Here is an 18,306-nt window from a genome sequence, read left to right on the forward strand (position 1 = left end):
ACGGCAGGCAAGGCATGCCCAGGACATAAACCGATAAGTTGATAATCAAAGAAGTACATCAGTACATCTGGTTCACGCCGCGATGGAGGCATGTCGATCTCTTCGTATGAAGTGTCAAAGCTTTGTAGAACGTTTTTTTGATCGAGAATCTGTCTTGCGGATTCAACGAGTTATGCCAGGAAATGCCGATTTGTTTACGTTTCATTCCAGATTAGAATCTGGAACGACTCTGCAAATGACTTGACATCACGGGTTTGTGAAGGCGATCCCTGCGCGGAAAATTCAACCGCAAGGGATCGAGACCCGTGTCTACAGCAGTCCGCGCGGCGTCCTTCACGAACTCGGTGGGGGTGCAGATCCACCTCGAACGGCCGTCGCAGACGCCCTACGCCAATCTTGCCACTGTCGAAGCCGCCCTCGCGTATCTCAACCCCAATGGCATCGGCACCGGTGTTGCCACGGTGCGTGACGAGACCTGGGCCATCGACGACGGCCTGGCCAGCCTGGGCGCGCTCGGCTATCAGCTCGATATCTACACGGCCTATAATTCAGGCGGCAGCAATGTCGCCGCCGACACGATCACCGCGCTGAAGCCGCTGGTGCAGGCCGGCTATGTGCGCATGATCGAAGGCCCGCTCGAGGTCGACAACGCCGGCTGGGGCCTGATCCGCAACGGCACGACCTACAAGGCGCTCGACGGCAAGACCTACTCGGGCTGGCAGGCGGCCATCAAATGGCAGCAGGATCTCTACACCAGCTTCGCCAGGGGCACCGACGTCGCGCTGTTCAGCCTCGCCATTCCCGATGACGGCAACGCCAACAGTGCCGCCGTCACCGCGGCACGGCAACTCGGGCTCGCCATCACCGACATCGCCGAGTACGGCAATGTCCATTTCTACCAGCACAACGGCAACGCACCGGCCACCGAGATCGGGGGCGTGATCGCGTCCGAGACCGGCTACACCGCGAGCCTGCCTTTCGCCATCACCGAGACCGGCTTCAACGATCTCAACGATGGCAGCAGCAATTACTGGGGATCGCAATACGCCAACGGCGTCTACACGCTGAACCTGGTGCTGGACGCGTATCTCGCCGGTTCCTCGCTGACCGTGCTCTACGAGCTGTTCGACGAGAACATGAACTACGCGAGCCAAGGCATCGGCTTCGAGGACCACTGGGGCCTGTTCAACGCCGATGGCACGCCGAAGCTGGCGGCCACCTACCTGCACAACATGATGGCGGTGCTCGGCGATACCGGCGCCACCGCCAGCACCTTCACGCCCGGGACGCTGAACTACACGATCAGCGGGCTCGGCACCAACGGCAACTCCCTGCTGATGCAGAAGAGCTCTGGCGCGTTCGAACTGGCGGTCTGGGCCGATGCCAGCATCTACACCAATGGCGTGGCCCGCACGGCGCCGGCGCAGAACGTCACCGTGAAGCTGGGCGGCATCTATGGCTCGGTCGCGATCTACGACCCGACCATCGGCAGCTCCGCCGTCCGCACGCTGAGCAATGTCAGCGAGGTGACGCTCGCGATCACCGACCATCCGCTGATCATCGAGGTCGGAGGCGGATCTTCCGGCGGGTCCGGCGGGTCCGGCGGGTCCGGCGGGTCCGGCGGGTCCGGTGGCTCGGACGGTTCCGGTTCGTCCGGCGGCTCCGGCAGCGCCACCACGGTGACGGTCACCACCGGCCAGACGGTGACGGTGCCGAACGGGGCTTGCACGGTGCGCCTGACCGGCACCAGCGCCACGGTGACCGCGGGGGCCAGCGGTGCCGATACCTTCGTCTTCGCCAACAGCGCCGCGGCGACGGTGACGATCAAGGGCTTCAAGCCGGGCACCGACCAGATCACCGCGCCGCAGGGGCTGCACAGCTTCGCCAACACCAGCTACGGCGTGGACATGTGGCTCAACGACGGCACGCATGTCATCATCGCCGGGCTGACCACCGCCACCGCCGCGCAGGTAATGAGCAGCACCCGGAACACCGTCACCGTCTGGGACGGCCAGGCGGTGACGACGCAGCCGGGCTTCACCGACACGGTGAACATCACCGGCAGCGCCACCGTCACCGTGAACGGCACCGACACCATCAATTGCGGCGCCGGCACCGACGTGATCCAGGTCAACGCCGGCAATGTCGTGGTCAACGGCAACAAGGCAGGTGCGCTGCGCTTCATCGGCGGTGGCACCGGTTCGGCCACGCTGAACCTCGCCGGCGGCAGCACCATCGCCACTCTCGGCAATGGCGGTGCGACGGTGAACCTTGCCGGCACGGTGACCGTCACCGCCGGCGGCGGCAAGGACGTGTTCAACATGATCAAGGACAGCTCGATCGACACCATCGTCGTCTACGACTTCAAGCTCGGCACCGATAAGCTCGGCCTGGTCGGCTACGGCTCCGGCACCAGCGCGGTCGCCTGGATCGCCGATGCGGCGGCGGGCACTTCGGTGCATCTCACTGATGGCACCCATCTCGGCCTGGTCGGCGTGCACACCACCAACCTTGGTGCGCTGTTCGCCTGATACCGGCAGCCTGAAGGGCTGACCAAACAAAGACATACCCCGGGGCGCGTGCGGCGGAGGTCTCCGCTCCGCCGCGCTGCCTGCCGCCGCGGGGATGCGGATCACCCCGCTGTCATGAAAGTGCAAAAGCGTATTTACATATGCGCGGGAACGCGACAGTCTTGTTGCGATGTCGATGTGATGATGACTCAGTCCTGATCATGTGGCGATAGCGTAACAAAATGAAATATCCCGGGAGATCGACAAACGCCTTGGCGCAATGTGGTTCGGGCAGTGCGACAACGGGCTGTGCTTCGTTCAAAAGCAGGTTGGCGCCGATTCAAGGCGCAGCTTTGCCGCCTTGGCAGCGATGGTTCATGACCAGAAGCGCGAACCGGCGTGTCTTGCCCGGTTATCGCCACCACCCATTTCGACAGGCCCATATCGGCAGTCCGCGGCATGGATATCCCGGCCTTGGCGCTTGCCTTCGCGGTGTCGGTTGACCCCGACCATCTGAGCGCGCGTAACGGCGCGACGGTGGTGTTCATCCCGGCCATGGCCTGAGTCCATCACCTGGCCGTGCCAACTCCTGCCGTCGATGCTCGTCCAGCCAGGCGCCACCGCAATTCCTCGGGCCGGGATCACGGATTTTTCGCCGGCATGTGCCGGCTATGATCCTGGTTGCAAGCCGCTGCATCGGCGGCGCCATGCCGGCCGAGGCTCCGGCCAAGCCCCCAAAGGGCAACAAGCAGCTTTTCTTTTTCACGAAGGACGACGCCAGTGCCGTTAAAGCTCGCCTATAGTGCGGTTGCCGCCAGCGCCGCCCTCGTTGCGACCATCTCCTCGGCTTATGCCGCCGGTGACAGGCCCGGGGCGCAAAGCCTCTCCTTGAATCTCTTTCACACAGATATCGATACATCAAAGCCTTATTATAAAGCCAGTTCGCTGTTTCTGCTCGATACGCCATCGTTCAAAGGTGGCACGTTGCGGACTAACCTGAATCTTGGCATATATTTACAGAATTTTACCCTTGATGGTTCCAGCACCAACACGATAGATCAGTACGGGAAAAATACGTTATTCACCGGCGTATTCTCGGACGCGAGGAACGGAACCCCCGGCAACATCACCTTCGCCAACAGCCAGGACGGTGGCAGCACCACTCTTGCCGGCATCAACACCTATACCGGCCGAACCACGATCGATAGTGGCGCGACGCTGATCCTGCTGGGCCTTGGCAGCATCGCCTCGTCCTCGGATGTGGTCGATAACGGCACACTCGACATCTCCCTGACCCTCATGGGCACCAGCATCCGCAGTCTTTCGGGCAATGGCAGTGTCGATCTCGGCTGGCAGAGGCTGACGCTGAGCGACGCCAGCGGCACGTTCGACGGCAGCATCAGCGGTCACGGCGGGCTGACGGTCGCGGGCGGCACCGAGACGCTCAGCAGCACCAACACCTACACCGGCCGAACCACGATCGATAACGGCGCGACGCTGGCGCTGTCGGGGAGCGGCAGCATCGCCGCATCCTCGCGGGTGGTCGCCAACGGCCGCTTCGACATTTCCGCCACCGACAACGGCGCCAGCATCCGCAGTCTTTCGGGCAACGGCGCTGTCGCCCTCGGGACGCAGACGCTGACGCTGAGCAATGCCTGGGGCAGGTTCGGTGGCGACATCGGCGGCAGTGGCGGGCTGACGGTCGCGGGCGGCACCGAGACGCTCACCGGCACCAACAGCTATACCGGCCTGACCACCATCGAGTCCGGCGCGAGGCTGGCCCTGGCGGGCCATGGCAGCATCGCCGCTTCCTCGGGCGTGGTTGACAACGGCAACTTCGACATCTCCCGCACCCGGCATGGGGCCAGCATCAGCAGCCTCTCGGGCAGCGGCACGGTCTCCCTGGGCCGGCGGACGCTGACGCTGAGCGACGCCAGCGGCACGTTCAGCGGCGGCATCGGCGGTCGCGGCGGGCTGACGGTCGCGGGCGGCACCGAGACACTCAGCGGCACCAACACCTATACCGGCCGCACCGCCATCGATGCCGGGGCGACGCTGGCGCTGTCGGGAAGCGGCAGCATCGCCGCGTCCTCGGAGGTGGCCGCCAACGGCACGTTCGACATCTCCGCCACCAGCGACGGCGCCAGCATCCGCACGCTTTCGGGCAACGGCAGCGTTGCCCTCGGGGCGCAGACGCTGACGCTGAGCAATGCCAGCGGCACGTTCGATGGCGGCATCGACGGCAGTGGCGGGCTGAGTGTCGCGGGCGGCACCGCGACACTCACCGGCACCAACACCTATAGCGGCCAGACCGGCATCGGCAGCGGTGCGACACTGGCCCTGTCCGGGGGCGGCAGCATCGCCGCGTCCTCGGAGGTGGTCGACAACGGCACGTTCGACATTTCCGCCACCAGCAACGGCGCCAGCATCCGCAGCCTCTCGGGCGGTGGCGCTGTCGCTCTCGGGGTGCAGACGCTGACGTTGAGCGACGCCGGCGGCACGTTCGTGGGGGCCATCGACGGCAGTGGCGGGCTGACGGTCGCGGGTGGCACCGAAATACTCACCGGCACCAACACCTATACCGGCCAGACCGGCATCGGCGCCGGTGCGACACTGGCGCTGTCGGGGATCGGCAGCATCGCCGCCTCTTCGGAGGTGGTCGCCAACGGCCGCTTCGACATCTCCGCCACCGACAACGGCACCAGCATCCGCAGCCTCTCGGGCAGTGGCGGCATCGATCTCGGGGCGCAGACGCTGACGCTGAGCAATGCCGCCGGCACGTTCAGCGGCAGCATCGACGGCAGCAGCGGCATGAGCGTCACCGGCGGCACCGAGACGCTGACCGGCACCAGCACCTATACCGGCCAGACCGGCATCGGCACCGGGGCGACGCTGGCGCTGTCGGGCCTGGGCAGCATCGCTGCTTCCTCGGGGGTGATCGACAACGGCATTTTCGATATTTCGGCCACGACCCGCGGCGCCACCATTCGCAGCCTTGCGGGCGGCGGCACTGTCACGCTCGGGGCGCAGACGCTGACGCTGAGCGATGCCGGTGGCACGTTCAGCGGCAGCATTGGCGGCAGCGGCGGCGTGACCGTCACCGGCGGCACCGAGACGCTGACCGGCACCAGCACCTATACCGGCCTGACCACCATCAATCCCGGCGCGACGCTGGCGCTGACGGGCAGCGGCAGCATCGCCGCCTCCGAAGGCGTGCTCGACAACGGTGTCTTTGACATCTCCGCCACCAGCAACGGTGCCACCATCCGCACCCTCGCCGGCACCGGAACCGTCAATCTCGGGGCACAGAAACTGACCCTGACCGGTGCCGCCGATCACTTCACCGGCACGATCGCCGGCGGCGGCGCGCTGGTGCTCGCCGCCGGCACCGAGGTCCTCAACGGCGTCGTCAGCGGCACCATGGACATGACGATCGATGCCGGTTCGCTGTTCTTCAACAACGGCACGATCGCCGCGGCCTCGCTCATCGTGGATGGCACGCTGCGGGGCACCGGCCTGATCAGGACGCCGACCACGGTGAACGGCGTGCTCGCGCCCGGCAACAGTCCCGGCACGATGAGCTTCACCGCTCCGCTCACGCTGACGGCGGGGTCCGTCACCACTTTCGACATCGACGGCACCGGCACCAGCAACGGCGCGGGTAATTACAGCCGCATCGTCTCCACCGACAGCGTCACCGTCGGCGGCACGCTGCAGCCGGTGCTGCGCGGCATCACCGGATCAGCCAGCAACAGCTTCGTCCCGGTGCTGGGCCAGCAGTTCCAGGTGATCACGGCGGCGGGCGGCGTGCAGGGCAGCTATGGCGGGATGGCGCCGGCGAACGGCGCCACGGACGGGCTGCCGGCCGGGACGCGCTTCGATGCGCTGTATGCACCGACCACGCTGACCCTGGTGGTCACGCCGGCGAGCTACGGCAACCTGTCCCTGGCCGGGCTGCCGGAGACGGGGAACCAGCAGGCGGTCGGCAGCGCCCTCGACGCCCTTCGTCCGGCGGCGGGCGTGCGCATGGATGCCGATGCCGCGCGGCTGTTCTATCCGCTCTACACCTTGTCCGGCCCGGCCATCGCCCCGGCGTTCGAACAGCTCTCGCCCACGATCTACGGCTACGGGATGCTGACGGCCCGCGACACCTGGTATGACGTGGCCGCCACCGTCGGGGATCAGCTCGCCGCGCGCCGTGCCGGCGACAGCGCCGGCGCCAACACGGCGCAGACCCGGTCCGGCCTGACTTTCTGGGCCACCGGCCTCGGTCGCTTCACCGACATCTCCGGCAGCGGCGCGCCGAGCGCGCACAGCTCGGTGGGTGGCATGGTGGCGGGCGTGGATTACGCGGTGGCGCCGGACACGGTGATCGGCTTCGCCGCCGGCGGCAGCCATGCCAGCACGCGCAGCAACGGCGCCTCGATCGACGGGGACGCGGTGAACCTGTCGGTCTATGGCGGCCACCGCTCCGGGCTGTTCTTCGTCGACGGGCAGGCCGCCTACATGCATGCCGACCAGGATGCGACGCGCAACCTGAGCGCCTGGGGCCAGGGCGTGCGCGGCAGCCGCGACGTGGATGGCGGCGGCGTGCAGGTCGATGCCGGGCTGGCGCTGACCGCCGATGCCTGGCGCATCGAACCGACGGTTGGCTTCTCCGCGCTCAGCCTCAGCGGCGGGGCATTGCAGGAGCGTGGCACCGCGCCCCTGGCCGAGCGGATCGACGGGCAGTCGCTGACCAGCCTGCAGAGCCTGGTCGGGGTGCGCTTCGGCACCAGCTTCGCCGTCACGCCGACGATGCCGCTGCGCGTGCAGGGGCTGGTGGGCTGGCAGCACGAATACGGCACCGCCATCCCGCGCGGCACCGCCGCGCTGACGCTGGCGAGCACGGCGCCGTTCAGCTACGCCACCACTTCGGTGGGGCGGGACACCGCACGCATCGGCGCCGGGATGGACATGCAGATCACCCAGGCTGTCGGCATCTATGCCAGCTATCGCGCCGGCTTCGCGCAGAACGCCACGTCGCAGAACATCACCGGCGGCCTGCGCGTCACCTGGTAGGCTGCGGGGGGGCGTTGGCGGGGTTTCACCCCGCACCCGACCAGGAGGCTCCGCCTCCTGGACCTCCGCCAAGGGCTTTGCCCTTGGAACCCATGACTCTGTGCCGCGCAGCGAGAATGGGATCCAAGGGCCTTGTGGCCCTTGGTGGGTCAAGGGCGAAGCCCTTGCCTTTCCTGACGCTGATGGGGCAGCGCCGGATGGTGCTTCAGGGACCCGGCAGGCGGCTGTATCCGACGCCGCCGAGCCCGCCGACGAGCCAGAGGATGACCAGGACCAGCAGCACCAGCCCGAGGACGCCGCCAAGCCCGCGCCCGCCATAGCTCCTGTAGCCGTAATAGCCTCCACCGCCTCCCAGCAGCAGGACCAGGAGGAGGATGATCAGGATCGTGGTCATGGGGCACCTGTTTATGATGGGTATTGCGTGGAACCAGGACGCAGGCGGTGGCAGCCGTAGCGGCGGGGGAGGTCAGCGCAGCAGATGCGGCCATAACCCGACGACCCCCACCACGATCAGGTAGATGGCGACGATGAAACTCAGCAGGCGGGGCATGAGCAGGATCAGGATGCCTGCCAGGAGTGCCACGATCGGCTGCAGCACGAGTACATCAAGCGTCATCGGATTGGCTGTCTCCCCTTGGTGGCCAGTGCATGACCTGTAACATCGCCAGGGGCGCCGGTTCACCGCGCCAGCGTTGCTGTGATCGGTGACGGCACGATTTGACGCGCGTGGGGGAGTCGCAACTTCGGTCGGATGCAGGCCGTCAGGGGGATCCGCTGCCGGCGCCAGCTGCCCGATCCACCGGCCCGGCGGATCGGGCAGCTGGCGTCACGCCACCGACGCCACCGGTTCGTCGAGCCGGTTGGCGGCGCTGCGGCGCGCCGGCCCGGTTGCCGTGGCGTCATCGGCCGGGCTGGCGTGCCGCAGCCGCGCCTCGGTGCGTGCGTGCAGGGCCGAGAGCTCGGACATGATGGATGCCACCACGGCGGCGGTCTGCTGCTCGGCGGCCGGGGTCAGGCGCAGCATGCGCAGGCTCCGCTCGATCAGGCCGGCCCGTTCCGCGCGATGCAGCACGTTGCGCATCGTCGCCTGCGTCACCCGCAGCCGGCTCGCCTCGCGTCGCACGAAGTCCGGCGCCGGGACCGGGCTGTGCAGCCACAGATCAAGCATCGCCACCAGGAAGGACGTGCTGCCCATCTGCCGGTCATCGAGCGCCGCACGGCCGAGCAGGGCATGCAGCGTATCGATGCTGTCCACATAGGCTTCCCGCCGTTCCTCGGGCGTGAGGCGGGGCAGCGGGTCGATCCGGTGGAGAAAGAGGCTGAGCGCCGAGAAGAACTGTGCGATCAGGGCCTCGAACGCCTGCTGCGCCGCCGGGGATGGCTCCAGCAGGATCATGCGGCCATCCCGGGAATCCCGGTGGCACAGGAAGTCGCCGGTGCCCTTGCCCAGGCACAGAACCTGGTAGATCCGGGCGATCGACATCTTCGACCGGGACGCCAGGGTCGCCATGGCGAAACAGCCCCACTCGCCCCGCAGCCAGGGCGATTCCCGCATCAGGATCAGGAACAGCGACAGCCGCCGCATGTCGCAGAACCAGAATCGCGCGAAGCGATCGCCACCAAGCAGGTTCCTGGCGAACGGGCTCTCGCGGAGCGCGCGCAACCTGGCTCCGTCCAGGCCGGCGACTTCCACCGGCGACCAGGGCGACGGGCGGGTGGTGCCATAGGCGAGGGGCTGGATTTCCCATGGCAGGGTAATGGGACGGTCTTCGGGTTGAACGTTGTGATGCTTCTGCATACTCGTCCCGCAGCAATGCCAGAGACGGAATGTTACTGAGTAGATGTTATATAGGGCATACAACGGTTGGTGTTTCCAGCGGGGTGGACATCAAGTCGGCGTGCGGCAGATATCGCACACGACAGTGAAATCCCTTTTCCGAATGCTATGTTCAGCACACAGGAAATTCACTTCTATTAACGCCATTCCGCTTCTGGTGGCCGTGGATCCACCTGTTGCCAAAGCATACCGGCCCCGGAATGACTGGCGGGTTGGGCCGTCATTGTGAATGGTGTGGAATAATAGTGGTGCTTTTATGATCCAGTCCTGGACAGATCGCGTGCTGTCATGGTTCGCCGCATGGTCGGAATGACTTAATGAGCGCAAGTCACAAGGCCATGCACAACCTTGTGTTTACAAAACCTGCATTCAGGGGGGGGCTGCGTCCGGGGATGGGGCGGCCGGCCGCGCGGTCAGGCGGGCGGCCAGTGGGTCGCGAGGAAGCGCCTGACCTTGGTCCGCACCTCGTCGAGATGCGTGAACAGGGCGACATGTTCGCCGCCCTCGATCGCCATCAGCTCGGCGGCGGGGACCGCGGTGGCGACGGCCTGGCCATGGGAGAAGGGGACGATCTGGTCGGCGGTGCCGTGCACCACCAGCGTCGGCGCCGTGACCAGGTTCAGCGGGAGGGGCTCGAGGGCGGCCAGTTGGGCGGTGTCGTTCATCGTGCCGGGCAGGCGCTGGCGCAGCCGGTCGTGGACGCTGGCCTGCAGGCTGCGCAGCAGCGGGCCGGCCACCGGGTGATTGAGCGTGTGCGCCCGCTGCACCGGGTCGAGGATCGACCGGCGCGCCGTTTCCTCGGCGTGTTTCTCCGCCCGGCGGCGCATCAGCGTCGGCAGCCCCGGCACCCAGGCCAGCCGCCGCAACAGGCGCAGCCGCCGCTCGATCGCGGCCGAGAGCGGCAGTCGGGTGCTGCAGGCGGAGACCAGGATCAGCCCGCGGCACCGCTCGGGGTGGCGCAGGGCGAATTGCAGCGCGCAGGGGCCGCCCGCGGAGACGGCGGCCACCACCACCGAGCCGATGCCCAGGGCGTCCAGCAGGTCGGCGCAGGTATCGGCCTGCTGCGCCGGGGTGTGGCCGAGGCGCTGCGAGGTGCCGGGATAGCCGGGGCGGGACAGCGCGACGATCCGGCAGGCCATCGGGTCGGTGAGCAGTGAGCGTGCCAGCAGCCAGGACTGGTCATGCCCGCCCATGCCGCCATGCAGCGCCAGCAGCGCCGGGCCTTCGCCGGTGACGACGCATTCGATCCGCCCGCGCCGCAGCCGGATGCGGGACGACGGCGGCGGGGCGATGAAAGGGGGGCGCTCGGCCGCCCGGTCCTTGCTGGTGTGCATGTCAGTCTCCTGCCATGAAATACCGGCGCGAGGACACCGGTCAGCCCATGCGCGGTTTCGCACGTTGAAACGACGCGGCTGTCCGGCGGGCGGGCGCGTTCGTTCCAGCACCATACCGTGGCCGTACGGCCCTGCCCAGCGTCGCCGGGTGGACCCAGCACTGTGTGTTCCTGCGGCCCGGTGCTCGCGATTGTTTGCAATGCCGAAACGTGTGGCTGCTTCTACCGTAAGTCGATATTCCTTCGTGGCAATGATCCAGTTTCAAGGCGGGCTCTGCATGATTTTTCGGTGTGCCGGCGGGTGCCTGGCAAGGTCGGCCGCGGTCGCGGCCCTGGTGCTCGTGTGCGGATGTGCGGTGAAGGGGGGGGCGGAAGCCGGCCGGGACGATGCGTCCCGGGCGCGGCTGCAACGCGTGCTGGCCGCGGCGAACGAGCCGCCGACCCTGGCCGAGGCGGCGGCGCTGGTCGCGGCCGGGCAGGCCGAACAGGCCACCGCGGTCTATGCGCAGATCCTGGCCCGCCATCCCGCCAGCGTGGAGGCGTTGAACGGCAAGGGCGTGGCGCTGGCCCAGCAAGGCAAGCTCGCCGAGGCCGCCACGGTGTTGCGCCAGGCGGTGGCGGAGCGGCCGCAGGATGTGCCGGCCCGCGCCAATCTCGCGCTGGTGCTGACGCTGGCGGGCGAGACGACGCAGGCCCAGGCGATGCTGGAGGGACTCGACCGCTCCGCCCAGGGGCCGGCGCCGGTCAGGGCGTCCCTGGCCCTGCTGGCGCAATAGCCCCGGTCTTACGGGGGGGCGGCCTACGGGGTGATGACCCTTGGCAGCCCGTTGCCGGCCGGGGCGCTGCCAGGGGTCCAGACGCGGATGCCCCGCACCACCATGGCCGGCCGCAGACCCGTCGCCACCACGGGGCGCAGCGCCGCCGGCATCGCCGTCGCGGTGCCCTGCCAGGTGGCGAACACCGCCTGCTGGTAGGGCACGCCGCGCCAGGGATCGGCCGAGTGGTACTGCGCCACCGCGGTCTCCCAGCTTCCCGTCTGGCCGTGCAACTGGGTCAGGAACCGCGCCGCGTAGACGGCATTCGCCGCCGGATCGAACGCTTCGGCCAGTGAGCCGAAGGCCTGCGGATGGTATTTCAGGTTGATCTGGAAACAGCCGACATCGATCGACCGGCTGCCCGCCCCCTGGGACGCGGCGACATAGGCGATGGCCTCTTCCGGCGAGGTGAAATAGCGATCCTCGCCCTCGCGGTTCACCGCCCAGGGCCAGGGCAGCACGCCGCCGGCCTCGGGGTCGAAGCGGCCGCTTTCGCGCTTGCCGATCGCCAGCAGCAATCCGGACGGGATGCCGTGGACGCGCTCGGCCAGCGCGGCCTGTTCGCGGCAGGCATCGCCGGGGCCGGCCGCCGCCGTCCCCTGCATCGCCGCGAGCAGCGCGAGGCCGGGCAGGCCCGGTCGCATCGCCTTGCGGGCCAGGGCGCGTGGGCTCATGTGGCGCTGCCCGTGGCCCAGCCATAGCCGGTGCAGTGGGCGGTGGCGTCGGGGGATCCGGCGTAGAAATACCTGATCCAGTCGCTGCTTTCGCCGGTGCGCGGCGCGAAATAGGCGGCGCGGCGCATCTGGAAGGATCCGGTGATGACGGAGGTGAACAGCGGCGTGAACGTGTAGGCGACGTCGACGACCAGCAGCGGCGCGGCGCTGTAGGCATCGGCCGGCAGCGTGCTTGCCGTCGGTTCCGCCGAATCGGCGGCGACGGAAATCGCCGCGGTCTTGCCGTCGCAGGGGCGGGCGGTGGTGGCCGCGCCGGCGAAGACGCCGCTCCAGGCGACATGCGCGGTGTAGGTGCAGGCGGTGGTGCAGGTGCTGACCGTCGGCGTCATCACCACCGAGCTGAGCGTGACCCCGAAGCGCGAGGTCGCCGCCGTCACCGTGTCCGGCAGGTAGGCGTAGATCACCGAGGCGGCGGCACTGGCCTGGTTCACGGTCAGGGTGTTCGGCGAGGACGCCGTCGCGGCCATGAGGGTGGCGATCTGGGCGGTGGCCTGCGCCGTTGCGGTGAGGCGCTGCCAGGCGATGAAGGCGGTGGTCAGGTCATGCAGTCCGGCCAGGAAAAGCAGGAGAACCGGCGCGAGGAAGGCGAACTCCAGCGCCGCCAACCCCTGCCGGCATCGCAGCGCATCCCGGTGGGGCCGGGACGGGCGGGGGATCGGTCTGGTCTCGCCGCCGGCGGGGACGCGCATGGGGGCTCCTAGAACTCGTTGAGATAGGCGGCCGTCCCGACCAGGCGGGTGACGTTCAGCGGCCAGAGCGGCAAGGCGGGGGTGTAGCTGGCCTGCAGCAGCATCAGGCCGCCGGTCTGGCCGGCATTGACCGAACTGGCGGTGAATGAGACGGATGTCTGCATCGCCGTGCGGTAGTTGGACACCGGCCGCAGCACCACGACCACCCCGGAACAGTCCAGGAAAGGCGTGAGATAGGGACAGAACACCAGCGTGTTGAAAGTGCCGGCACCGACCGCGCTGCGCGCGGTGCGTCCGGTCTGCATCTGCCGGGCCGCCTGCCTGGCCGCGTAGTCGAGCGCCGTCTGGGCATAGAGCAGGAAGCCAAGCTCCATGATTCCCAGCAGCAGCGCCAGGAAGGCCGGGGCGACCAGGGCGAATTCCAGCGCCGTCGCCCCCGCCCGCGCCCCGCGCCGCTGCCGTGCCACGCTCATCGGGGGCGGTCCATGTGCATCACCTTCACCGCCGCCGGGCCGGCCACGACGACGAAGATGCAGGGCAGGATGAACAGGATCATCGGCACGGTCAGCAGCACCGGGATGCGGGCCGCGCGTGCCTCGAAGCGGGTCAGCATGGTCTGGCGCATCTCCGCGGCGAGCACGCGCAGCGCCTGGGTCAGCGGCGTGCCGTATTTCATGCTCTGCGCCAGCGTGCCGCCCAGCCGCGTCATCGATTCAAGACCGGTGCGCGTGCCTATGTTAACCAGGGCCTGGCGCCGGTCGGCCAGGATGCGCATCTCGCTGACGGTGAGGCGGAATTCGTTGGCGGTGGCCGGCGAGCCCTCGCGCGCCTCCTCGGCGACGCGCTCCAACCCGGTTTCCAGCGCGAGACCGGCCTCGGCGCAGATGATCAGCAGGTCGAGCGCGGCCGGCAGCCCGGCCTCGACCTGCTGCAGGTAGCGCCGGCGCATGCTGCGCACCACGTAGTCGGGCAGCAGCAGCCCCACCAGCGCCGCCATCGCCAGAGGCAGCGCCAGGGGCAGCGGCAGGGTGGTGCCGCTCGCGCGCAGCAGCAGCCACAGCGCCAGCGGCAGGCCCAGGAACAGGCAGAACTTGGCGCCGATGAAGATCGACAGCACCGGCCCGGAGCGATGCCCGGTGGCACTCACCGTCTGCTCCAGTTCGGCCATGGTCTTGCGCGAGAGCAGGCCGCTGCCGATCACGGCATCGCCGACGCCGCCGAACAGGCGCATCCAGCCCGCCCTGCCCTCGCGCGCGGTGGCGGCGGGGCCGGGGCACCCGTGCAGCGCGCGCAGGCGTGCGGCAATGCGGGCGTTGCGCCGTGCCAAGGGCAGCAGCGCCAGCAGGCCAGCGAGGCCAGCCAGCACCAGCAATGCCCCGGCGGTGGTCCAGTCCGGGTGCCCGGTCATGACAGCGACCGACGGATGATGAACTGCATCGATCCCACCCCAAGGGCAAGGAAGCAGATGCCGGTCGCCAGGATGAACTTCCCGGTCGTGGTAACGAACAGCACCAGGAAGTAGTCATGCGCCACCATCAGCAGCGCGCCGGCGGTGATGAAGGGCAGGGCGGCGAGCACCCACATGGTCAGCCGCGCTTCCGAGGACAGCGCGATCGCGCGCTGGCGCAGGGCGACGCGCTTGCGCACCACGTCGGCGAGGTTCTCCAGCGTCTCCGCCAGGTTGCCGCCGGACTGGCTCTGCAGCGCCAGCGCCACGGCGAAGAAGCGGTACTCCACCAGTTGGCTGCGCTGTGCCAGCCGCACCAGCGCCTCGGCCAGCGCGCTGCCGAGCCGGATTTCGTCGGCGAGCCGGCGGAACTCGCTGGAGGTCGGGAACTGGCCTTCCTCGCCGACCACGCGCAGGGCTTCCGGCACCGGGATGCCGGCGCGCACCGAGCGGACGATCATCGCCAGCGCGTCGGGCAACTGGGCATAGAGCAGGGCGGAGCGGCGGCGGCGATAGCCGCCGAAGACCAGCCGGGTCAGCCCGGCCCAGGCCAGCGGCAGCGCCAGCCAGCAGGCCGGGCCGAGCAGGAAGGCACCGGCGCCGCAGGCCAGCACGGCGACCGCCACCACCACCGTCGCCACGATCCACCAGCGCGTCGGATAGAGATCGGGACGGCCGGTGTCGATCTGCAGCAGCGCCAGCGCCCGCGCGGCGGCGCCCGAGGTGGCGGGGCGGCGGCCCGGCGTGGCAAGCAGCGGCGTCCGCGCCGCGGCGGTCGGCCGCCAGGCCTGCGCCACCTCGGCCAGCCGGCGCTTGCGCATCCGCTCGCGGCGGTCGGCGCGTACCAGGCAGACGGCGCTGGCGAGCAGGGCCACGGCCGATCCCGCCAGCAGTACGGCCGAGGAGAGCGGGGGCGTCATGGCGCCGGCACCTCGTCGAGCGCCGCCGCCCAGGCGCGGTCGAGGTTGAAATACTGCAGCCGGGCGGCGAAGCCGGGGCGGGCGCGCGAAACCTTGTAGTGGCCGCGCAGCGAGCCGTCGGGGTTCTCGCCGTCGTACTCGAACTGGAAGATGTCGTTCATCACCACCACGTCGCCTTCCAGGCCGATCACCTCGGTGACCTGGGTGACGCGGCGGCTGCCGTCGCGCATGCGCTCGAGCTGCAGGATCAGGTCGACGGCGCTGACGATCTGCGTGCGGATCGCCCGCAGCGGCAGGTTGGCCTGGCCCATCTGCACCATGTTCTCGATGCGCATCACCGCGTCGCGCGTGGTGTTGGCGTGGATGGTGGACATGCTGCCGTCATGGCCGGTGTTCATCGCCTGCAGCATGTCGAAGGCCTCGGCGCCGCGCACCTCGCCCACGATCAGCCGGTCGGGACGCATGCGCAGCGCGTTGCGCACGAGGTCGCGCTGGGTCACCTCGCCGCGGCCTTCCAGGTTGGGCGGGCGGGTTTCCAGCCGGACCACGTGCGGCTGCTGCAATTGCAGCTCGGCGGCGTCCTCGACGGTGATGATGCGCTCGCCCGGGTCGATCATCTGCGACATGGCGTTCATCAGCGTGGTCTTGCCCGCGCCGGTGCCGCCGGAGATGATCACGTTGAGCCGTGCCGCCGCTCCGATCTTGAGGATCCGCGCCATCTGCGCCGTCACCGAGCCCTTCGCCACCAGCGTGTCGAAGGTGATGCGCCGGCGCGAGAACTTGCGGATCGAGATGCAGGCGCCGTTCAGCGCGAGCGGGGGGAAGATGATGTTGACGCGCGACCCGTCGGCCAGGCGCGCATCCACCATCGGGCTGCTTTCATCGACGCGCCGCCCCACCGCCGAGGCGATGCGCTGCGCCACGTTGTTGACATGCGAGGTGTCGCGGAACCGCGCCGCCGACAGCACCAGCTTGCCGCCGCGTTCGACGAAGACGCGGTCGGGACCGTTGACCATGATGTCGGTGATGCTCTCGTCGTCGAGCAGCGGCTCCAGCGGGCCGAGCCCGACCATGTCGTCGACCAGCTCGATGGCCAGCAGGCGCTGTTCGCGCCCGTTGAGCTGGATGCGGTTCTCGTCGGCGATCTCGGCGACCAGGCGCTCCACGTCGGCCTGCAGGCGCTCCGGCGTGCTGTCGGCAAAGGCCGCCGGGTCGAGCCGCGCGAGGCAGGCGGCGCGCAGGCCTGCCGCTGCCGCCGCCGGCCCGGTGAGCGGCGCGGCGGGCGCGGGATCGGGCGGGGCGGCGGCGGGCGCGGCCATGGCGGCGGGTGGGAGTGGATCGGCGCCGCGGCGGCCGAACGCTGCCCGGCCGAAGCGGGCCGCCGTGCCGCTCATGCGCGCCCTCCCCGGCGCAGGCCGAACCAGGAGCGCGCCGGCAGCCGCGGCCGCGGCACGATCTGGTCGGCGAGCGTTGCTACCGCAGCCTGGAAGGGGCCGCGCCGGCGCGCCATCGGCTCGCCCAGCGTGGCCGCGCCGTGCAGTTGGCGGGGCAGCCAGGGAATGGCCACGTCGATGGCGATGCCGAGCCCGTCCTCCACCTGCCGCCGCGTCAACGCGCCGGGCATGCCGGCGCGGTTGAGCACCACCACCGGGCGGCTGGCCTGCAGCGGCGCCGCCGGCAAAGCGAGGTGGCGCAGCATGTCGCGCAGCGCCGCGAGCGTCGGGTCCATCACCAGCACCCGCAGATGCGCGGTGCCGCGCAGTTCCTGGGTGAGCGGGTCGGTGCGGCCCGGCAGGTCGATGACGACGAGGTTGTAGCGGTTGCACAGCAGCGTGGTCAGGTGCCGCGCCGAACCGGGCGGAATGCTGACCGGTGAATCCAACGCCTCCTCGGCGGCCAGCAGGCGCAGCCGGTCGCCCAGCGCCGGCGCCGAGCGTTCGGCGAAGATGTTGTCGACGCGGTCGGGATGTTCCAGCGCCGCGCGCAGGCCGCCGCCATCGGGCGCCGAGAGCATCAGCCCCGTGGTGCCGGCATGCAGGTCGGCGTCGAACAGCAGCACGTGGTGGCGCGCGCGCTCGGACAACTGCACCGCGAGGTTCACCGCGATGGTGCTGGCGCCGGCGCCGCCGCGCACCCCGGTGACGGTGACGACGCGGCCACTGCGGGCCGGCACGTCGCCGCCGCCGGTGATCGCCGGCAGGAAGCCGCGCGCCACCTGGTCGCGACTGAGCGGCTTGCACAGATATTCGCTCGCGCCCAGGCGGCGGGTAACCTGACGGTAGAAATCCATGTCGGCGACATCACCGATGACGCAGACGCGCACGGCGGGATCGACATAGGTGGCCAGTTCCTCCAGCGCCGCGAACGGATCGGCCGCGCCGGAGACGTCGACGATCAGCGCGGCGAGCGGGGCATGCAGGCGTTGCAGCCCGGCCCGCGCCTCGGCCATGTCGCCCAGGCGGAACTCCGCCCCGGCGCCGAGCGCCGATGCCAGCGCATCGCTGAGTACCGCGAGCGTGGCGCGGTCGGTGGCGTAGGCAAGCAAGGGCTGCCGTGCCGTGCTGAGGGTTTCTTCGGGATCGGGGGCCATCCGGGCCAGCAGGTCGTCCGGCATCAGCGCGCCCCCGTGCCGGCGGAGCTGCTGCCTTGCGACTGGCCCGCGCCGGCGGCGACGGGGCTGATATCCGTGACGGGCAGCTTCTTGACCCGGTCGGTCAGCAGCCGGTGCACCGCCGCCGCCGAGAGTTCGCCGGGGCTCGCGGGATCGCCGACGCCCTGCTGCAGATGCGCGGGGTTGGTGGCCATGGCGGCGAGGTTGGTGTCGTTGACGTATTCGGCCTGCCAGGTGCCGGCGCGACGGAACGGGTCGTCGAGCCCGGCGCAGCCGGTGCAGCCGAGCAGCAAAGCGAGGCCGGCGGCGGATCCGAACCAGCGGGGACGGAGATACGGCATGGCGTCTG

At 69.3% G+C, this 18,306-nt stretch carries 15 protein-coding genes; 3 read left to right on the forward strand and 12 right to left on the reverse strand.

Annotated elements, in window-relative coordinates:
* The first annotated feature begins 305 nt into the window (after positions 1-305).
* Both NBY65_RS15935 and NBY65_RS15940 read left to right on the forward strand, forming a co-directional pair.
* Complete coding sequence (locus tag NBY65_RS15935; RefSeq protein WP_162530413.1) at positions 306-2,531, forward strand: glycoside hydrolase family protein; 2,226 nt, start codon at positions 306-308, stop codon at positions 2,529-2,531.
* Between the two features lie 963 nt (positions 2,532-3,494).
* On the forward strand, positions 3,495-7,571 hold the full coding sequence (locus NBY65_RS15940; protein WP_150039266.1) for an autotransporter outer membrane beta-barrel domain-containing protein: 4,077 nt from the start codon (positions 3,495-3,497) through the stop codon (positions 7,569-7,571).
* Between the two features lie 205 nt (positions 7,572-7,776).
* On the opposite strand, the gene NBY65_RS15945 is transcribed toward NBY65_RS15940, so the two are convergent.
* The 4 genes from NBY65_RS15945 to NBY65_RS15960 form a co-directional block, all read right to left on the reverse strand.
* Complete coding sequence (locus tag NBY65_RS15945) at positions 7,777-7,965, reverse strand: DUF3309 family protein (RefSeq protein ID WP_150039267.1); 189 nt, start codon at positions 7,963-7,965, stop codon at positions 7,777-7,779.
* A 72-nt stretch (positions 7,966-8,037) separates the two neighbouring features.
* Positions 8,038-8,187: a DUF3096 domain-containing protein gene (locus NBY65_RS15950; RefSeq protein WP_150039268.1), complete on the reverse strand. Its 150-nt coding sequence runs from the start codon at positions 8,185-8,187 to the stop codon at positions 8,038-8,040.
* Positions 8,188-8,397: 210 nt separating this feature from the next.
* Positions 8,398-9,369 (reverse strand): hypothetical protein, encoded by a 972-nt coding sequence (locus NBY65_RS15955; RefSeq protein WP_150039269.1) that lies wholly within the window; start codon positions 9,367-9,369, stop codon positions 8,398-8,400.
* Between the two features lie 452 nt (positions 9,370-9,821).
* Entirely contained in the window at positions 9,822-10,742 is a 921-nt protein-coding gene (locus NBY65_RS15960) for an alpha/beta fold hydrolase (RefSeq protein ID WP_150039270.1), read from the reverse strand.
* A 277-nt stretch (positions 10,743-11,019) separates the two neighbouring features.
* On the opposite strand from NBY65_RS15960, the gene NBY65_RS15965 reads away from it, so the two are divergent.
* Complete coding sequence (locus NBY65_RS15965; RefSeq protein WP_162530414.1) at positions 11,020-11,517, forward strand: tetratricopeptide repeat protein; 498 nt, start codon at positions 11,020-11,022, stop codon at positions 11,515-11,517.
* Positions 11,518-11,540: 23 nt separating this feature from the next.
* Here the strand turns inward: NBY65_RS15965 and NBY65_RS15970 are convergent, their stop codons facing one another.
* From NBY65_RS15970 to NBY65_RS16005, 8 genes are read right to left on the reverse strand one after another with little or no spacing between them, the layout of a single operon-like run.
* Positions 11,541-12,230 carry a transglycosylase SLT domain-containing protein gene (locus tag NBY65_RS15970; protein WP_150039272.1) on the reverse strand — a complete coding sequence of 230 codons (690 nt, stop codon included), beginning with the start codon at positions 12,228-12,230 and terminating at the stop codon, positions 11,541-11,543.
* Entirely contained in the window at positions 12,227-12,979 is a 753-nt protein-coding gene (locus NBY65_RS15975) for a TadE family protein (protein ID WP_150039273.1), read from the reverse strand. Before NBY65_RS15975 ends, NBY65_RS15970 begins: the two co-directional genes overlap by 4 nt.
* 8 nt (positions 12,980-12,987) lie before the next feature.
* Positions 12,988-13,452 (reverse strand): TadE/TadG family type IV pilus assembly protein, encoded by a 465-nt coding sequence (locus tag NBY65_RS15980; protein WP_150039274.1) that lies wholly within the window; start codon positions 13,450-13,452, stop codon positions 12,988-12,990.
* Entirely contained in the window at positions 13,449-14,387 is a 939-nt protein-coding gene (locus NBY65_RS15985) for a type II secretion system F family protein (RefSeq protein ID WP_150039275.1), read from the reverse strand. Before NBY65_RS15985 ends, NBY65_RS15980 begins: the two co-directional genes overlap by 4 nt.
* Positions 14,384-15,346 (reverse strand): type II secretion system F family protein, encoded by a 963-nt coding sequence (locus NBY65_RS15990; RefSeq protein ID WP_150039276.1) that lies wholly within the window; start codon positions 15,344-15,346, stop codon positions 14,384-14,386. Before NBY65_RS15990 ends, NBY65_RS15985 begins: the two co-directional genes overlap by 4 nt.
* A complete protein-coding gene (locus NBY65_RS15995) occupies positions 15,343-16,740 on the reverse strand; it encodes a CpaF family protein (protein WP_150039277.1) in 1,398 nt (465 codons plus the stop codon). Before NBY65_RS15995 ends, NBY65_RS15990 begins: the two co-directional genes overlap by 4 nt.
* The gene (locus NBY65_RS16000) at positions 16,737-17,960 is read right to left on the reverse strand and encodes an AAA family ATPase (protein WP_150039278.1); all 1,224 of its coding nucleotides are present in this window, start codon (positions 17,958-17,960) and stop codon (positions 16,737-16,739) included. Before NBY65_RS16000 ends, NBY65_RS15995 begins: the two co-directional genes overlap by 4 nt.
* Entirely contained in the window at positions 17,960-18,298 is a 339-nt protein-coding gene (locus tag NBY65_RS16005; protein ID WP_150039279.1) for a hypothetical protein, read from the reverse strand. Before NBY65_RS16005 ends, NBY65_RS16000 begins: the two co-directional genes overlap by 1 nt.
* Positions 18,299-18,306: the final 8 nt, after the last annotated feature.

This window comes from Rhodovastum atsumiense, from assembly GCF_937425535.1.
Classification (GTDB): domain Bacteria; phylum Pseudomonadota; class Alphaproteobacteria; order Acetobacterales; family Acetobacteraceae; genus Rhodovastum; species Rhodovastum atsumiense.